Origin of the sequence: Saccharothrix sp. ST-888, assembly GCF_000955975.1 — a bacterium.
GTDB lineage: Bacteria > Actinomycetota > Actinomycetes > Streptomycetales > Streptomycetaceae > Kitasatospora.
Genome location: NZ_JYJF01000136.1, coordinates 1 through 16,809, shown reverse-complemented (window position 1 = coordinate 16,809; position 16,809 = coordinate 1). Strand labels below are relative to the sequence as shown.

Below are 16,809 nucleotides of genomic sequence, written 5' to 3'. Positions count from 1 at the left end.
ACGACCAGCTTCATGACCATGGACTCCACCGACGGCAGCATCAACACCGTCTACCACCTCGCCTGGAAGCAGTGCCCTTGAGCGTACGAAGCGCCCGCCCCTCCCAGGCCGAGGAGGGGCGGGCGCTCCCGTGCGCGCACCCGGCTGCCCGCGACACCGCCCGTGAGACCGCCCGTGCGAATCGGTGCCTCGGGCGAGATTTCCCGGCCTGAGACGAACTGCACCGGTCCGCCTGTGCGTCCGAAGCTGTGATCATTTCCGTATCCGACCTCATCCGCAGGGACGCCCGGCTGAGCGAGCCCGCGGACTGAACCACCGTCACGTCCACCGAGGAATACCGATGACCGCACCCCTCTCCCGGCAGATCCGCGCCGCTCACGACGAGCACGGCCTGACCGTCTACCAGGCGTACCCCGCCCCGATCGCCGAAGCCGCACTCGAAGCGGGCACCTTCGTGGCCCCGTTCAAGCGCGAGCGGATGACCTGGATCAAGCCGTCCTTCCGCTGGATGATGTACCGGTCCGGCTGGGGCACCAAGCCCGGACAGGAAAGGGTGCTGGCCGTCCGCATCAGCCGCGAGGGCTTCGAGTGGGCCCTCGCCCACGCCTGCCTGAGCCACTACGACCGCGACCACCACGCCTCCGCCGAGGCCTGGAAGGCCGAACTCGCCGCCAGTCCCGTACGCATCCAGTGGGACCCCGAGCGCGCCACCGACCTTGAGCCACTGCCCCACCGGGCCATCCAGATCGGCCTGTCCGGCGAGGCCGTCGACCGCTACGTCGACGAGTGGATCCTCGGCCTCACCGATGTCACCGACCTGGCCCACGAGGCCCACGCCCTGGTGCGCGCGGGGCAACCGGCGGCGGCCGACGCCAAGATCCCCGTCGAGACCCCGTACCACCTGCCCGGCGGCCTCGCCGCCCGGATCGCCGCCACCACCACAGCCTGAACCACCCAGGGCCGGGGCCCGGCCGGAGGTGGCGCGAGACGCTCGTGCGGGGATACGGAAGGCGACGCGCCGAGACCCCGTCAGAGGGATGCTGACGGGGTCTCGGGGACCGGTACGGCCGACCGTCAGACGTCGCCGAGGTCTCCGTGAGTGGTCGCCGGGGCTTAGCCGGTCGGCTGCCGGAACGGGCTCAGGCGGGGAGCTCCTGGCGGTACGACTCCAGTGGCGGAGCGGTCTTCGTGGCAACGAATTCCGTGATCGCGTACTCGACGACACCAGCCACCATGAACGGGTCGCTCTGCACGACCTCTTCGATCTTCGCCCGGTCGTCGCCGATGGCGATGATGACGCCGCCTTCGCGCGGCACCTTCCTGCCAGAGGCGAGGAAGAGCCCCGAAGCGTAGTGGGCATCCAGCCATGCCACGTGCTCCGCGAGAGCGGCCTCGACGCGCTCGATGGGCGCAATGTAGGTCAGATCCAGAATGAACATGATCGCTAGGATAGGCCCCTGAATGCCCCGCTGTCGCAGAACCAGGACAGTTCCGAACGGCGCGTCAAACGCCGCTGTCGGGACGGTGGCGGTTCGCAGGTGGAGCAGCTGGGCGGCGGCCCGCTCGCCGGGCGTGGCAGCCTGGCGGGCGGTGGGGAGGAGGGCGTGGCGGCCGCGCGGCCGGGAGCTGGTGATCGGCCCGTTCTCCCGACTCCGGTGCGGCCCTGGTGCCGCTTTCCGCTCTCGGTGGGCCTGGCGGAACTCGGTCCATGCGAGCTGTTGTTCGCCAGGTCCACCGAGACCGACCCGGGATCCCAGGCTCAGGGGTCACAGCGAAGCCGCCGCTGACGACATGCCCGCGGAACGACGTGTGGAAGTCGAAGTCGTAGGCCCGGTCCTTAGCGATCAGCCACAGCTCGGGCGGAAGGTCGGCCAGCGGGGCGTCACCCATGGCGTAGTGCCGGGTGTACTGCATCGACTTGTCGAAGCCATCCTCCGAGAACTCCTCGTGGATCACGCCGTTGAGGAAGACGGGGCAGCGGGCCTCTTCCCTGTATGCCAACGCGAAGTACTAAGCGTCCGTCCCCGTTCGCCAGTCTGACGCGGAGTCGGCCTCCGCCGACGCCAGCGTAGTGGTTGGCTGCGGAAGTCCTTCGGGGGGTTGATCACGCGGCTGGCGAAACCGCGCCGAGCCGCTCGTCGCCTCCTCGCGCTTCACGCCGGTTCAGCCTTGGGCGACAATCGTCCGGTGACTGAAGCCAGCGTGGTCCACGTTTTCCTCTCGCGCGGCCGGTTCTCCTTGCAGGAGGACATCCGCGACTACATCGACCAGAGGTGGTCAGAGAACGGGGATGCAGAGCCATCCGCTTTCATGGGGGAGGCGGGAATCACCGAGTTCAGCCCGATGTGCATCGAAGTCATCCGCGCCCAAGACATGGGCCACCCCGCCCCGGTTCCCCCTGCGGTACTCCTTCGGGAGGCCTCGTACGCTGACCAGTGGCTGTCACAGGTCGAGTCAGCCGAGCTGGCCGACGCTGCGATCTGTGTCTTCGCTCCCAACATCGTCACCAACCCGCACGGTACCTCTTTGCGCTATCTCGGCCAGTTCGCCATCCGGGGCTGAAGGTCTCCCACTCCAGGTCGGTCACAACCACTCGTTGATCACGGCGAACATCACAGTGGCCTCTTACTGAACTTGAATGCGTGACGTCGGTGCGAGCAGGGGTCAGCCGACCGGCTCAGGCCAGTCTGTGCGACAGGCATAGAACAAGGTGGGGGCGGTACTGGACCTACTTCGGATGCCGCCCGTGGGTCTTGATCAAGCAGGCCGCCGCGAGGACCCACCCTCCGCTCGGTGACGGCCCGCGCCTGGTCGGACCCCGCTATCCGACCCGGCGCCGGGCCTGGAGGACGAAGGCTGACGGGCCCAGCGGCGGCCAGGGCGTCGCCGACCGTGTTGTCCCCGCTGATGAAGTGCCTTGTGTGACGGTCGATCTGACTTGGTTCCAGATCCGTCAGGAGCCGGCGCCCTGTCGGTCGGAGATCGGCATGGGAGTACCGTAGCCCCGTTCTGTCGATGAGGATCGGGGGAGGTATGCCATGCCCAACAGTCGGATCATCGCATCGGCACTGAACGGCGACGCGGAGGAGCTGAGACGCGTCGTCGGACCGGGTGGTCTCGTGTGCGTCGCTCCCGGGTTGTCGAGCGTGTTCGTGGTCCGGACCGCCGCCGACGGAGCGCAGACGGGAACAGTCGCCCTTCCCGGCAGCACCATGTTCGTCCGGTTGCCCAGGTCGTTCCAGGTGCGCCACATCGGTCACGACAGCGAACGCTTCACCCTGACCAGCGCCGACGGGCGGTTCGTGACCGGCACGCCACGGCAGTTCATCGCCTGCTACAAGGTGATCGCCGAGAAATACAACCCCTGGCACGAGGAGCACGTCGAAGAAGCCTTTCTGGCGACGAGCCTGCTCCCGGACGGTCTGCTGCCGCCTCGCATCTTCCACGTGGACACCGACCCGATGCTGGGCGAGCTCCGGGCGGAGGGCCGGATCGCCGCGAGCTCGGTGACAGCCGCGGGGCAGCAACTGGAGATGTGGTTCGACTGCGCCGGACCGGAGAAGATCACCGAACTGCTGCCCCACGCCCGCCGATTGGTGGCCGAGTTCGAACGCATCCGCCGCGACGGCACGGAGTTCATCTGGACCACGTTCGCGGAGGGTGACGAAACCGAGGAGGAGAAGGCCCGCTTCCCCGAGGTCATGACGCCGAACACGCTGGTCGTCTACCGCTCGGGGGACTTCGAAGTCCACTTCGGTGAGCCCGAGAGCCGCTACTTCATGGACGGCTACTGGCCGGCCGTCCAGTACCGCGCCGACATGACGCCCGTCCACGTCACGGTGGAGGCCTGATCACATCGCCCCTCAGCGGCGTCTGGTGCGGTGCCACGTCAACCGGGACGACCCGTTCGCCCTGCCATCAGATGCTCAGCAGGCTTACGCACGGCCGGGGTTCGACGAGGATGACTTCGCCGAGTGCATCGACGAATGCCTGCAGGCCGTCCTGGAGGACGGGGTGGACAGTGGGCCTGGGCGGGCGTGACGAGTGGACAGTCGTCCGCTGCGACCTCACGTCCGCGGTGAAGCGCCTGCCTGGCAAATGGGAGCGGTTGGGCGGCGGCTGGTAGCTGGCACTATCTGGAGTGATCGTGACTTCCTCGGCTCTCGGCGCGAAGTTGATACGGATCAGGCGGTGGGCTGCGAGAAGAGCTGCGGCCCCGGCCGGGTCGCGGGTCCTGGCAGGGTGAGCCGTCGAAGCATGATGCCGATCATCGCCCAGCGGATCATGGTCTCGGAATGGGCCGGGCTGGTCTCGTAGTCGCGGGCCAGTCGGCGGTGGGCAGCGAGCCAGGAGAGTGTCCGCTCGACGGCCCACCGCTTCTGTCGATGCTGCGTGGGCTATCGGCGCGCTCCGACAACGGCAGCATTCGTCGGGCCGGGTTTGGCCGAGTATCGCGGATGGTCAGGCTGAGGGCTCGGATGCTCCACGGCGTTTGGATCGCCGGTGGAGGACAGCGGCAGCGGCAAGGGCTGCGGCGATGGCTGCGGCGATCGCGGCGGTGACCAGGCCGGCGCCCTGGAGGTGGGCGGTTGGCGCCCGCGAGGCGTCGGTTGTGGTGGGGGCGGACGTGGTGGGGGCGGACGCTGGCGGTGGAGGAGCTGGCGGGTTGATGCTGGCGGAGGCGGTGCTTGCGACGGCGGAGGCGTCTGTTCCCGGCGGGGTGGTGGCCGGGTTTGCGGAGGATGGGGCCGGGGCGGACGGAGGGGCGGTGGGGGACGGAGTGGGAGAGGCTTTCGCGGGGGTGACCTCGAAGGGGGCGACGGTGTTGTCCTGGCCTGCGTTCAGGGTGCAGGGGACGTCGACCCGGCCGGGCCCGGCCAGGTTGCCGTCGGCGTCCTTGGGTACGAGGTGGAGGGTGAAGTTGCCGGCGGTCACGCGTCCGGTGCCGGGGTGGGTGAAGGAGAGCCGGGGCGCGTTGCCGGTGGCGGGGATTTCGAAGGCGCCGGAGGCGGGGACGGCGGTGCGGGTGATGGTGAGGTGGACGGGGACGGCGGTCTCGCCCTGCGGGGCGAGGACGCGGGTCTCGGCGTCGACCGAACCTTCGATGGTGCGCACCCCGAGGACGTAGCGCAGGCCGAGGGTGAAGGAGGCCTCGACGGTGGCGGCCGCCTGGATGGCGAAGGCCGGGCTGGACTCGCCGGCCGGCAGGGTTGCGGGGATGTCCGCGGAGATCCTGGCGGTGATGGCCTGTCCGCCGATGGTCGGGAAGACGCAGGTGTAGCGCAGGGTGGGGGCGGCGGGCCGGGCGGCCGCGGGGGCGATGGCGAGGGCGCCGACGAGAGCGGTGGCGGTCGCGGCAACGGCCGCGCGCCGAGTGCGCCTGCTCGGGCGGTGCGTACGGGATTCGGCGCTCATCGTGCCCCTTCCGTCGAGTGGTCGCGTCGGCGCTGTCCGCGGCCGTGACGCTGCTGGTGGCTGCGGCTCAGGTGGCTCTGGATCCAGGCGTGGCGGAACTGGTAGACCGCGCCGACCTGGCGGAGCACGCCGCGCTGGTGGGCGTCGTCCAGGAAGGCGATCATTGCCCAGGGCAGTTGGCCCGTGAGCGGCAGCCAGATGCGGGCCAGTGCCACCCACTGGCCCCAGGCGGTCAGGCTCAGTCCGTAGCCGAGCCCGGCGCCGAACGCGCCCTCCAGCCCGAACACCAGGCCGACCTCGAAGCCGCGCAGCGGCCCGTACACGATGCCGTTGACCAGACCGACGCCGATGCCGAGGACGAGAGTCCAGGTGAGCAGGTGGTAGGCGACGTTGCGGCGGTCGATGTGCAGCAGGTCGGCGGGACTGACGACGGATTCGGTGCGGACCGGGGCCTCGAACAGGGCGATCAGGCCGAAGACCAGCCCGATCGAGAGGGCGATCGGCACAACGAACACAAGCCCGGCGGCGAGGCCGGCACCCTGTCCGTCGGCGAGGCCGAGCGGGGCCACCAGGCCTTCGTCGACCAGGATGAGCAGCGCCATGCCGGCCGCTCCGCCCAACAGGCCGATCAGGAACCGGATGCGGGCGTTGCGGCGGGTTGTCGGGGTGCCGATGCCGAGCCGCATACGGACCGGCGAGGGTCTGAGGGCGGCGCGGGCGGAGGCGTGCCAGTAGACGAGTCCGAAGAGTGTGCCGGCGGCGAGGCCGTGCAGGATGCCGACCAGCAGGCCGCGGACGACGGCGAACCGGAGGCTGTGCGAGGTGGCGACCAGGTCGACGGGGAGGTTGCCGATCGCGGTGGTGACGCCGAAGGCGATGCCGGCCAGGACGGCGATGATCACGGTGCGGGAGAGGCGGCTCATGCCGGTGCCGACCTCCCACCAGGTGAGGTCCTGCCGTTCGCGGCCGAGCCGGGTCAGGTGGTCGGCGAGGTGGCCGAGCCAGCGTTCGGCGCGTTCCGCGTCCCACGATCCGGGTCGGCGGTGGGCGGTGTCGAGCCGTTCGGTGGGACGGGGGCGGTAGACGGCGGGGACGAACCCGGCCAGCAGGTGCTCCTCGATCGCCTCGGGGTCGGGGAAGCGGGCGGTGTCCAGGAGTTCGCCCGGCCGCCGTTCGGGGTGGTCGCTGTACATGGTGCGGGCGAGGGCGATCATCAGCGGGGTGCGCAGCGCGGCGGCGAGGTTGGCGCGGCCGGCGCTCTCCGCCGTCCGGGCGGGGTCGAGGACGGCCTCCCAGGTCGCGCCCTGCCCGTCGGTGTCGGCGGGCCCGGGGAAGGCCGGGTCGGTCCGGGGCAGGTAGCCGCGCAGGTCGTCGAGGTCGAGGTCGCGCAGTTCCAGGACGACGGCGGCGGCCAGCGGGGCGTGCGCCTCTCGGACGGCGGCGGTGAACTCGGCGTGCCGGCTGGTCAGGACGAGCGGCAGCTGGGAGAGGTTGAGTGCTTCGAGGGCCGGGGCGCGCAGGTCTTCGGCGAGTTCGTCGAACCCGTCGAGGACGGGGAGGACGAGGTCGTCGTCGAGCAGGTCCGCGGCCAGTGTCTTGCCGCTGGGGACCCGCCGGGCCAGGTGCGGGTAGTCGCGCAGCAGCCGGGCGATCAGCCAGTCGCGCAGGGCCACGGTGGTCGGGTCCCAGGCGCCGAGGCTGAAGATCACCGGCACCCGTTCGTTGCGGGTGCGGGCGTCCAGCAGGTCGAGGGCGAACCGGACCGCCAGGATCGACTTGCCCGATCCGGCCCGGCCGAGGACCACCAGCCGGCCCGACGGCACGCGCCGGTAGATCTCGGCGACCCGCCGCAGGTCGCCGCTGAGGTCCGGTTCGGTGCGGGCCTCGCCGGGGGCCAGCAGGTGGGCGTTCGCCGACTGGTCGGCCACCCCCGCCGACACCTGCTGCCAGCGCACCGGCAGTGCGAACGGGTGGTGCACCCGGTGCTGGGCCTCCTCGCGGCGCCAGCGCTGTCGGCTCTCGCGGGCCAGCTCCTCGGCGGCGTCGGCGAGCGGGCCGTGGTCCCGGGGCGGCGGCGGTGGTTCCGGTGGAGGCACCGGGGCTTCCGGGACGGTGCCGCCACTGAGGGCGCTCAGCCGGCGGCGGTCCTCGGGGCCGGCGTCGAGCGCGTCCGCGATGCGGTTGATGGTGCCGAGCCGGTGGTCGAAGGGCCGGTCGGTCTCGATCCGGCGGACGGTGCTCTCGCCGAGCCCAGCCCGCTCGGCGAGCTGGAACTGCGTCAGACCGGCCTGCTTCCGTAACTGCCGCACCAGTGCTCCGAGCGTCTCCGCCACGACCCGCCCTTCCCCCGAAGATTCGAAAGAACAGAGGCGAGCCTACCGCTGATGACCGGTCACATATGACCGGCGCTGTGACCTGTGCGTTTGCCTGACGCGACGCCAGCATCGGTGGTGCGGACAGCGGTTCCGCGGCCCCCGGCGCACCTCGTTGCGCGGCCCGGGCCGCCCCGTCCGCGACACCAGTTGCGTGAACTTGAGGGAGGCGGTGTTTGCGATGGCGGAGGCGAAGGGCGTCCTGCTGCCGGCCTACGTGGTGGCCGACGAGTCTGGCTCGATGGCCCCGTACCAGCGGGAGCTGGGGGACGGGGTGGCGTCGCTGTGCGAGGGGCTGCGGGCGGAGCCGATGGTCGCGGCCAAGCTCCGGCTGGCCGTGCTGGGCTTCTCCGACGACGTCCAGGTCCGGCTCGCGGTGGCCGACATGCGCACCGAGACCACGGTGCCCCGGCTGGTGATCCGCGGGGTGACCAACTACCGGGCCGTCTTCGAGGACCTGCTGCAGCGGATCCCCGGCGACGTGAAGTGGCTGCGCGGCGAGGGCTACCGGGTGCACCGCCCGGTGGTCTTCCTGCTCAGCGACGGCCAGCCCACCGACGGCTCGTCCTGGCACGCGCCGCACGCGGAGCTGACCGACCGGGACCGCACGCCGACCGCGCCGAACATCATCGCCTGCGGTCTCGGCGACGCCCGGGCGCAGACCATGGTCGACGTCGCGACCCGCCCCGAGTTCGCCTTCCTCGCCAAGTCCGGAACCGACGTCGGCCGGGCGATCTCGGAGTTCTTCCACTCGCTCACCATGAGCCTGGTGGCCTCCGGACACGCCCTGAACTCGGCCAACCCGCAGCTGGTGGTGAACCGGCCCGACCAGTTCACCATGGCCATCGACGAGGTCGGCCGGTGACGCCCGCCCGCCGGGGCGACCCGGACCCCGTGCCGCCGGCGGCGCCCCCGAGGCCCGCCGGGCCGCCCCCGGCGACCGGGCCGGAGCCGGTGCCGTGGCAGCGGATCACCGTGGACGTGCCGGGCCTGGAGTTCGAGGCCCGGCCGCCCAGCCAGTACGCCTTCGACTTCCCCGACAGCGAGTGCGAGGGCTGGTCCACCGACCGGCTCACCCTGCGGTTCGCCTCCGTCCGCGGCGCCAAGCACCGCTACTACCGGCAGCCGCGCCAGGACGCGGCGCGCGCCGCCGTGCACGAGGCCACCGGCAGCATCGTCTTCGCGGTCGCCGACGGCGTGTCCAGCGCCGCCGAGTCCCACCAGGGCGCCGTCGAGGCGTGCCGGGCCGCCGTCGAACGCATCCTGCACCTGCTCGACCGGGGCGCGGAGCGGCTGGACGGCGCCGACGTCGCGGCCCACGCCGCGGAACGGCTGCGCGAACTGGCGCGGTGGCGGCTCGGCGTCGCCGCGCCGCAGGCGGCCGAGGTGGCCCGGCTGTACGCGACCACCCTGGTGGCGGGGGTGGTCCGTGCCGCGGGCGACGCCCTGGAGGCCGAAGTGTTCCGGATCGGCGACTCCGGGGCGTGGCTCCTCGACCGGGCCGGCGGCGGCTATCACCCGCTGTTCGGCGGCAAGGCCGTACCGGGCACGCCGCTGGTCAGCAACGAGGTCTCCCCGCTTCCCCTGGTCCCCGACCGGCCGGAGACCGCCGTCGGACGGCTGGCCGAGCCGTGGACGCTGCTGGTCGGCACCGACGGGTTCGGCGACCCGCTCGGCGAGGGCGACGGCCGGGTCGGGGAGCTGTTCGCTCGTCAACTCGCCTCGCCGCCGCCGCCGTTGTGGCTCGGCCACGTGCTGGACTTCACCCGGGAGACCTTCGACGACGACCGCACCCTGCTGGCGATCTGGCCCCGGGCCGAGGGAGCGAGGTGAGCGCGCGGCCGGCCGCCCCGGTCGAGTTCGCCACGCTGGCCCTGGACGGGGAACTCGGCCGAGGAGGCCAGGGATCGGTCCACCGGGTGCGCAACAAGCGCATCAACGAGTCGGCGGCCGACGGCGGTTGGGAGGTCGTCTACAAGGAGTACGCCCCCGCGGTGCTGCCGCAGGTGGACGCCGCCGCGTTGGCCGCCGCGGTCGCGCTGCCCGGGCGGCTGACCGGTGAACAGGGGCGCTGGCTGTGCGAGAAGACCGCCTGGCCGGCCGCCGTGGTCCGGCGCGGCGGACAGACGTGCGGGTTCCTGATGCGGGCCGTCCCCGACCGCTTCCGCTTCACGCTCCGGACCCTGGCGGCCGGCAACCAGGGCTCGCCCCGGCTCGCCACCCTGGAGTACCTCCTCAACGAGGACGCCTACGTCGCCGGGATCGGACTGACCGTCACCGACCGCGACCGGCTGCTGCTGCTCGCCGACCTCGCGACCACCCTCGACCGGCTGCACCGCTTCGGCGTCGCCGTCGGCGACCTCTCGCCGAAGAACCTGCTCTTCGCCCTCGCGCCGCAGCCCGAGTGCTTCCTCATCGACTGCGACGCGGCCCGCACCGACCTTGCGACGGTGCTGCCGCAGGCCGAGACCCCGGACTGGCACGTCCCCGCGGGCGAGGAACGGGCGACCCGGCACAGCGACACCTACAAGCTCGCCCTGCTCGCCGTCCGCCTCTTCGCCCGCGACCAGAGCACGACCGACCCGGCCGCGCTGGCGGCGATCGACCCGGCCCTCGGCGCCTTGGCCCGTGCCTCGCTCGGGAAGGACCCGGCCGCCCGGCCGACGCCCGCCGCCTGGGCCGAGCAACTTGCCTCGGCGTCCGGCACGTTGAAGCCCGGCCGCGGGCCGAAAGCCGCCGGGGGAGCGAAGCCGGCCGGGGGAGCGAAGCCGAAGCCGCCGATCGGGCCGGCTACCCCGCGACCGCGCGTCAACAGCGGGGCAGGTTCTGCGGGTTCGGCAGCGGGTGGCGCGGGAGTGGGCAGCACGGCGGCCGGGGTCGGCAAGGTACTCGCCGCCGTGGCCGCCGTCGTGGCAGTGCTGCTGTTTGTGGCCCACCGTGACGACTCCCACCCGGCCGACGCCCGCTCGGCCGCCGACAGCCACCCGCTGACGGTCAGTCACCCATCGCACTCCGCCGGCAGTTCGTACCGGACCCCGCCGCCCGATCCGACCCTCAGCAGCACCCGCCCGAGAACCCCGACCCCGACACCCACGCCCACCCCGAGCCCGAGTCCGACCGATCCGGTCGCCACCGCGGGCGTCGGCGACTGCTTCTTCGACACCGGGACCAGCGGTCACGCCGACCTCACCCCGACCACCTGCACCACCGGGACGTTCAAGATCGTCCGGATCAACGAGGGCAGCACCGACCTGGACGGCTGCGCCAACGTGCCCGGCAACGACGAGAGCGTCAGCTCCAAGCGCTACTCGCGGGTCCTGTGCCTCAGTTACCAGAGTTCCGGCGGGGACTCCTACCACGCCCGGCAGGGCGACTGCGTCTTCGGGCCGAACGGCGCGGGCCCGTGGTCGCTGCTGTCCTGCCGGACCGGCGCCTTCAAGGTCCTCGCCGTCTACCGCAGCACCAGCGACCACTCCAAGTGCGACAGCTGGCCCCACTACAACCAGTGGCGGACCGTCTCCGGCCCCAAGGGTGCCGACCAAGACGTCCTGCAGTGCCTGTCCATGGTGTTCCCCGATGACGCGGGCTACGCCACCGTCCGCGAATGCCTGTTCAAGTCGGGCTCCACCTTCACCAACGTCGGCAGCTGCGACCGCTCCAACGTCTACGTCACCGGACGCACCAGCACGCCGAACTACCCCGCGTTCTGCGGCCAGGACGCCTCCACCTACTGGCGCTCCAACGAGTTCCCCGACCTCGGCTACACCGTCTGCTGGCGCTGGCGCTGACCCCGCCGCGCGGCGACCGATCCACCATCCCACCGACAAAGTTCAAGGATCCGACATGGCATACCGCTACCGGTGCGGCGAGTGCGGCTTCAAGACCTCCTGGGGCACCGAGTCCCAGGGCGAGCGGGCGCAGATCGCGCACTACACCGACCGCCACCCCGGCCTGCGCCCCGGCGGAACGGTCGAGGCCAACACCAAGAACCCGGAGGGCGGCATCGGCTGCCTCGGCGTCCTCGCCGTGCTGTTCCTGCTGTTCGTCCTCGCCGTCTCGTGCAGCCGATGAACGGCGCTGACCCGAACACCGCGACCAGGAGGACGTCATGACGAAGCACTACTGGAACCAGGACCCGGCCGCATCGGCGCCGCCCACCTGGCAGCAGACGCCACGCGCGGTGCCGCCCCAGCTCGGCCGCGGCGGCGGCGCGGCGCCGTCCGTGCCCGTGCAACCGGCTGCCGGGCCGGGCGCGCAGCCGCCGGCCGCGTCGGTGACGCCGCCCGGGGCGCGGGCAGCGCGCCGGGGAGTTGGGGTGCTGCGCCACTGGCGGCTGCTGGTGGCCGCGGTGGTGCCCTGCCTCCTGCTGGCCGGCATCGGGTGGTGGTTCTGGCCGCAACAGCCGACGGGCCTCCCGCCGCACATCGCCGAGGGGACCGTCCAGGCGGACCTGCTCAGCGCCGACGGCGTCAGCAAACTGGCCGGAACGACGGTGGTGGCCGGGCCCCAGTCGAACCGGCCGCACGCCCCGCTCGCCGTGGCCCCGTCGGAATGCGCTGTCGCCGCCGGACCGACGACGCAATCGGCCTACGGGCAGGCGTGGAAGGCGTTCCTGTCGGCGACCTACCAGGACGCCGCAGGCTCGGGCAGCTACACCGTCAACCAGGTGATCGGCGTGTTCCCGGACAGCGAGAAGGCGGCCGCAGCCTTCCGCACGCTCACCGACGGCCTCACCAAGTGCCCGTCCTCGACACTCACCGACCAGGCCGGACGTACGTCGAAGTGGGCCTACGCGGCGCACGCGCCGTTCGCGGTCGTCGTGACGTGGAAAGCGACCCAGGACGGCGCCGCAGGCTGGGCCTGCTACCACCAGGCGCGAGTGAAGGGCACGAGCCTGGTGCAGGTTGCCGTCTGTCAGGCCGGTGACGGCGCGCCGACCACCTCGAAGATCGCCGACGAGCTCGCCGGGAAGGTGACCGGATGACCCCGCCCCCGCGCACGGCGGCCGCGCGCCGCCGGCGGACGCTGCCCCGGATCCTGCACCTCGTGCTGATGGCGCTCCTGGCGCCGATCGTTGCCGCGGGAGCGCAGACGATCGCGGCGACCGATGCCGTGGCGGTGACGGCGCAGGCGGGCACGCTCGCCCCCGTTCCGCTGGTGGCGCCCCGGGGTTTCGAGGCTGCCCTGGCGACCCTGCTGGTGGAGATCGAGGACGCGAACCGGCAGTCGGCGCAGCTGGCGCAGCAGGAGAAGGACGTGGTCGCCGAGGCGGAGCGGATCACGAAGGAGTCCGCCGCCATTCGCGACAGCAAGGCGGCGCTCAACGCCAGGGTCGCCGCGGTGAACCAGGAGATCAGCGGCCACAACGAGCGCGCGAAGGCCGTGGACGGTGAGATCGCCGCCCACAACGCCAAGCCGAACACGTTCCAGCTGCCCGCGGAGGCGGGCGCGGCCGCTGCCTTCGACGCCGAGGCGCGCCAATTGGAGGCCAAGAAGGACCAGGAAAACGCCGTGGAGGACAAGATCCAGGGCGAGGAGAGCCAGATCCGGCAGGAGGCTTCCCAGGTCGACGCCAGGTCCTCCCAGCTCGACGCCGCCTCCAAGGCCAATGACTCGAAGGCCTCCGACCTCAAGACGAAGGAACAGCAGCTCCAGTCCCGGGGCCAGCAACTGCTCGGGCAGATGGCCCAGGTGATCCAGAGCTTCTCCTCCGTTCCGTCGAACCCGGCGGCCGCCATGGACCAGGGCGGTGACGCGCCTGCTCCTGCTCCGCAAGCCGGCAACCGGTCGGCCGGCCAGGACGAGGACACCGGTGACAGCCCCTACCGGCAGCCCCGGGCCGCCGCGCTGACACAGTACGCGAAGCAACACGGCACCACCGTCGACATCCGTCCGGGCACGGCGTACCTGACGCCCGAAGCCGTCCGGCGGCTCCCAGCCGCGCAGGCGGCGGCGCTCGGCAGCCCGGCCGTCACCTATGACGGGCTGCTCCGCAAGCCCAACGGGCACTACACGGCGCTGCGGGTGCGAGCGCCCGGGGCCGCTGCCTTCCCGGCCCCGGAGCCGGAGGTGCTGGCATCCGGCGGGCTCGTTGTTTACCAGGCCGGCGAGCAGCGCGTCGTTGACGAGGTCACGTCCCTCGAGGAAGCGCCGAGCCTGTCCCAGCCCGGCCCCGCGAACCCGCCGTCCCCCGATTCCGATCCCGCCGACTGCCGGAGCGGTTTCGGTGGCGGATGGCGCACGTACCTGCCGGTCGACCGGTCCGGCCGTGCCCAAGGCGCGGAGGCGTGCCTCACCAAGGACTTCGTCGACAACAACAAGGGAACCGCAACCAACACCAAGACGGTGGCTCCACCCGCATACCTCTGGGCGGCGATATACGCGTCCGACCTCGGCGACCGGCCTGCCAAGTTCTGGCGCAACGCCTGCCACCTGTTGGCCGGTTCGCTCGGTGGCTCGGGCACCGCCTACGACAACCTCGCCACGTGCTCCCGTACGGCGAACTCCACGAACATGGGGGGATCGCCGCCTCACCACACCGGGAACATGGCCGACTACGAGAATGAAGTCCGGGAGGTGCTGAACAATGAGCTCGGTGTGGTCGTCCATTACATCGTGACCCCGGAGTACAACGGGACAAGGGTGGTCCCGACCCAATTCCACATGCAGGCCACCAAGTACACGCCCGGCGTCGGGGCGGTGAAAATCTTCGACAACTACGTCCCCAACGACATCTTCAGCCTGAAGGACCAGCAGTGGCACAACATGGGCAAGGACGCCCCGACCGAATGGGAACCGTAGAAATGAGCGACGAACAGAGCCGAGTGCCTGCCGTGGTGACGGACCTCGCGAAGGAACTGACGGTCATCGGGCCGACCCGCGGCGACGTCATCGACTGGAACGCGGCCGAGGCGGTGTACGGTAGGCCCTTCCCGGCCGACTACCGGGCCTTCGTGGCACTGTTCGGCCACGGTTCGATCGAGGAGATGGTGGGAATCCGCATTCCCGCCGTCACTTCTGAAGAGTCGTATCAGAACAAGGTGTCACCGCTCGCACCTGACGCGCTCGCCGACGCGACCGTGAACAACTGGGCTGCTCCCGTCAAAGCCGGGGAGTACCGCCTGGAGGACCTGCTCATCTGGGGAGAGACGGCCGCGGCCGACACCTTCGCCTGGATTGCCGCTGATTCGGATCCCGACCGGTGGCCGGTCGCGGTGTACTCGCGCTTCGAACTCGCCTGGTCCGTGTACCCGGGCGGAATGGCCGAATTCCTGCTCCGGCTGCTGCGTGACGGGTTCGAGGAGTGGCCGATCAGCGACACCTCCCTCCGAGGTGTCACCCGGCCGCGATTCCTGCATGACCAGGACGAGGAAGCCGCGTGGGAGTCGGGGACCAACCCTTGGGAATGACTGCCGGCGTGTCCGCCGCCCCCGGTGCCTTCGGGTGCCGGGGGCGGCCCGCTGCGTGCGGGCCACGACCCGGCACTCCCATTAGGCGGTGAAGTTCTTGTCGATGAGCAGCTGCAGGACGTTGACGTGGAAGTCGGAGAAGTCCATCGGGATGAGGCCGTAGCGGGCGGGCTGGGCGGTGCGGGCGGCCAGGTAGGGGTAGACGGATTGGTCCATCAGGGTCTGTTCGGCGGTCTTGGGCCAGAAGCCGCCGGCGTAGCTGAGGAAGTTGACGTACATCTGCGGGGAGCGGGGGTCGGCGGTCGCGGCGTCGAACTGCCGGGTGATCGCCCGACCCTTGACCTGCAGTGGGAACAGCTGGTCGGTCTGCCAGAGGTCCTGGGTGCGGAAGTACTGGTTGGTGCCGCCGGGCCGACGTCGACAAGCTCGTCCAGCGGTCGAGCGGCACCAGCCTGCGGGGTCAGTTCACCGTCGGCCTGTCGGGCGCGGCGTCCAGGGTCGGTGAGACGTTGTCAGGCGGTGCTCGGGGTGTCGGGTCGGGGTTTCGTCCGTGTCCCGGCACGCTGGCTGATCCTGTTCCTGTGTCGCGGGTGTGGCTTCGGCTTGTGGTCTCAGTGCGCGCCGCAGCTCTCGTATCGGGTCTTTCGCTCGGACGTGGTCTTGTACGGCGAGCTCCAACGCGCGTTCCGACTCTTCGAGGGACCCCTGGCGTCTGGCGGGTTCCTCCGGACGTCGGCGCTCCAGCCCTTGACCGGACCGTGGGATCGGACGAAGTCGGCGAGCATGCCCGTTCCTGATGGGCAGCAGCTGAAGATTCGTAAGTTTATTCGGTCGACGTGATGTTGCCGGTCGGCGGCAGCGGCTCCGTCCCATCGGCGCGGGTGCTGTGATCGGCATGGTACGGCTGCCCGGTGTGTCCCCGACGGTCCCGGGGCCGCGGACTCCGGCGCACTCGTCGCCCCGGGGGCGCTCAAGGGGCGGACCGGCCCCTGCCGCACAACGACGGGAACGACTGACGGGTGGGCGACCGCAGTGGGCTGAGCCCCAGGTCGTCGAACTCGTCGAAGATCCAACCGCCCTCCGGACAGTCCACGACCTCCACGCCAGCGCCTGGCAGTCGAAGGGCGGCGCACTCACGACCGCAGCACCTCCCGCTGGGCATCGGTGACGATAACGGCGGGATCTTCGGCCCAGGATGACTCACACCCAACTGGCGCCGAATCTCCGGCTCAGGACACGACCCCCTTAGAGGTGCGCCAGAAGGTCACGGGCCTCGATGAGGAATGCGTGGCCGGCTGCCGTTGGAGTGAGCGGGCTGGTGCGTTCGATGATGGTGAATCCCGCGGCCTTCTCGAGTCCGCGGAGCTGGTACCCGAGAGCTCCACTGCTGCCTCCGACGACAGCCGCTGCCGCTGTAAGGTTCTTGTGCCCGGTAGCCCCCGCGGTCACCCGATCGAGATTCCCGTTCGGCCTGCAGCCCTCAAGATCGGACGACAACAGTCGCTCACACACAGGGCTCAGACCTCGGCCGGCTCCGGCTCGGTGGGCTGGGCCTTGACCGAGTCGAGCAGCAGCTGGGCGACGTCGACCACCTTCAGGTGCTCCTTGGCGGC

Annotated in this window: 16 protein-coding genes and 1 pseudogene; 11 read left to right on the top strand and 6 right to left on the bottom strand. The window is 71.1% G+C overall.

Annotation, left to right across the window (positions count from 1 at the left end; translation table 11 throughout):
- The first annotated feature begins 12 nt into the window (after positions 1 to 12).
- Together UK12_RS44815 and UK12_RS29330 are read left to right on the top strand one after the other, a co-directional pair.
- Positions 13 to 81: a hypothetical protein gene (locus UK12_RS44815; protein WP_331386669.1), complete on the top strand. Its 69-nt coding sequence runs from the start codon at positions 13 to 15 to the stop codon at positions 79 to 81.
- 259 nt (positions 82 to 340) lie between these two features.
- Positions 341 to 949, top strand: a complete 609-nt coding sequence (locus tag UK12_RS29330) for a DUF4291 domain-containing protein (protein ID WP_045306218.1) — start codon at positions 341 to 343, stop codon at positions 947 to 949.
- 190 nt (positions 950 to 1,139) lie between these two features.
- On the opposite strand, the gene UK12_RS29325 is transcribed toward UK12_RS29330, so the two are convergent.
- Positions 1,140 to 1,439 carry a YciI family protein gene (locus tag UK12_RS29325; protein ID WP_045306217.1) on the bottom strand — a complete coding sequence of 100 codons (300 nt, stop codon included), beginning with the start codon at positions 1,437 to 1,439 and terminating at the stop codon, positions 1,140 to 1,142.
- A 748-nt stretch (positions 1,440 to 2,187) separates the two neighbouring features.
- Between UK12_RS29325 and UK12_RS29320 the strand changes: the two genes are divergently transcribed.
- A complete protein-coding gene (locus UK12_RS29320; protein ID WP_197085259.1) occupies positions 2,188 to 2,562 on the top strand; it encodes an immunity 22 family protein in 375 nt (124 codons plus the stop codon).
- Positions 2,563 to 3,038: 476 nt separating this feature from the next.
- The gene (locus tag UK12_RS37015; RefSeq protein ID WP_052682259.1) at positions 3,039 to 3,851 is read left to right on the top strand and encodes a hypothetical protein; all 813 of its coding nucleotides are present in this window, start codon (positions 3,039 to 3,041) and stop codon (positions 3,849 to 3,851) included.
- 393 nt (positions 3,852 to 4,244) lie between these two features.
- Here the strand turns inward: UK12_RS37015 and UK12_RS38555 are convergent.
- The 3 genes and pseudogenes from UK12_RS38555 to UK12_RS29305 form a co-directional block, all read right to left on the bottom strand.
- A pseudogene (locus UK12_RS38555) lies at positions 4,245 to 4,379 on the bottom strand (IS5/IS1182 family transposase); the annotation flags it as partial.
- Between the two features lie 82 nt (positions 4,380 to 4,461).
- Positions 4,462 to 5,415 (bottom strand): DUF6801 domain-containing protein, encoded by a 954-nt coding sequence (locus UK12_RS44610; RefSeq protein ID WP_052682257.1) that lies wholly within the window; start codon positions 5,413 to 5,415, stop codon positions 4,462 to 4,464.
- On the bottom strand, positions 5,412 to 7,748 hold the full coding sequence (locus UK12_RS29305; RefSeq protein WP_045306215.1) for a helix-turn-helix domain-containing protein: 2,337 nt from the start codon (positions 7,746 to 7,748) through the stop codon (positions 5,412 to 5,414). Before UK12_RS29305 ends, UK12_RS44610 begins: the two co-directional genes overlap by 4 nt.
- A gap of 220 nt (positions 7,749 to 7,968) precedes the next feature.
- Here UK12_RS29305 and UK12_RS29300 point away from each other — a divergent pair, with 220 nt between their 5' ends.
- Genes UK12_RS29300 through UK12_RS29270 form a run of 7 tightly spaced genes read left to right on the top strand, consistent with a single transcriptional unit; the run spans position 7,969 to position 15,196 of the window.
- Positions 7,969 to 8,652 (top strand): vWA domain-containing protein, encoded by a 684-nt coding sequence (locus UK12_RS29300; RefSeq protein ID WP_045306214.1) that lies wholly within the window; start codon positions 7,969 to 7,971, stop codon positions 8,650 to 8,652.
- A complete protein-coding gene (locus tag UK12_RS29295; protein ID WP_045306213.1) occupies positions 8,649 to 9,620 on the top strand; it encodes a protein phosphatase 2C domain-containing protein in 972 nt (323 codons plus the stop codon). Before UK12_RS29300 ends, UK12_RS29295 begins: the two co-directional genes overlap by 4 nt.
- A complete protein-coding gene (locus tag UK12_RS29290; RefSeq protein WP_045306212.1) occupies positions 9,617 to 11,575 on the top strand; it encodes an LppU/SCO3897 family protein in 1,959 nt (652 codons plus the stop codon). Before UK12_RS29295 ends, UK12_RS29290 begins: the two co-directional genes overlap by 4 nt.
- Positions 11,576 to 11,630: 55 nt before the next feature.
- Entirely contained in the window at positions 11,631 to 11,858 is a 228-nt protein-coding gene (locus tag UK12_RS29285) for a hypothetical protein (RefSeq protein ID WP_045306211.1), read from the top strand.
- Between the two features lie 37 nt (positions 11,859 to 11,895).
- Positions 11,896 to 12,771, top strand: a complete 876-nt coding sequence (locus UK12_RS29280) for a sensor domain-containing protein (protein WP_045306210.1) — start codon at positions 11,896 to 11,898, stop codon at positions 12,769 to 12,771.
- Entirely contained in the window at positions 12,768 to 14,588 is a 1,821-nt protein-coding gene (locus UK12_RS29275; RefSeq protein ID WP_045306209.1) for a DNA/RNA non-specific endonuclease, read from the top strand. The genes UK12_RS29280 and UK12_RS29275 overlap by 4 nt, the downstream gene beginning before the upstream one ends.
- 23 nt (positions 14,589 to 14,611) lie before the next feature.
- Positions 14,612 to 15,196 (top strand): hypothetical protein, encoded by a 585-nt coding sequence (locus UK12_RS29270; protein ID WP_045306219.1) that lies wholly within the window; start codon positions 14,612 to 14,614, stop codon positions 15,194 to 15,196.
- 81 nt (positions 15,197 to 15,277) lie between these two features.
- Here UK12_RS29270 and UK12_RS29265 read toward each other — a convergent pair whose 3' ends face one another.
- A complete protein-coding gene (locus tag UK12_RS29265) occupies positions 15,278 to 15,475 on the bottom strand; it encodes a hypothetical protein (RefSeq protein ID WP_045306208.1) in 198 nt (65 codons plus the stop codon).
- 966 nt (positions 15,476 to 16,441) lie between these two features.
- On the bottom strand, positions 16,442 to 16,645 hold the full coding sequence (locus UK12_RS45190) for a LysR family transcriptional regulator (RefSeq protein ID WP_442973891.1): 204 nt from the start codon (positions 16,643 to 16,645) through the stop codon (positions 16,442 to 16,444).
- Between the last annotated feature and the right edge of the window lie 164 nt (positions 16,646 to 16,809).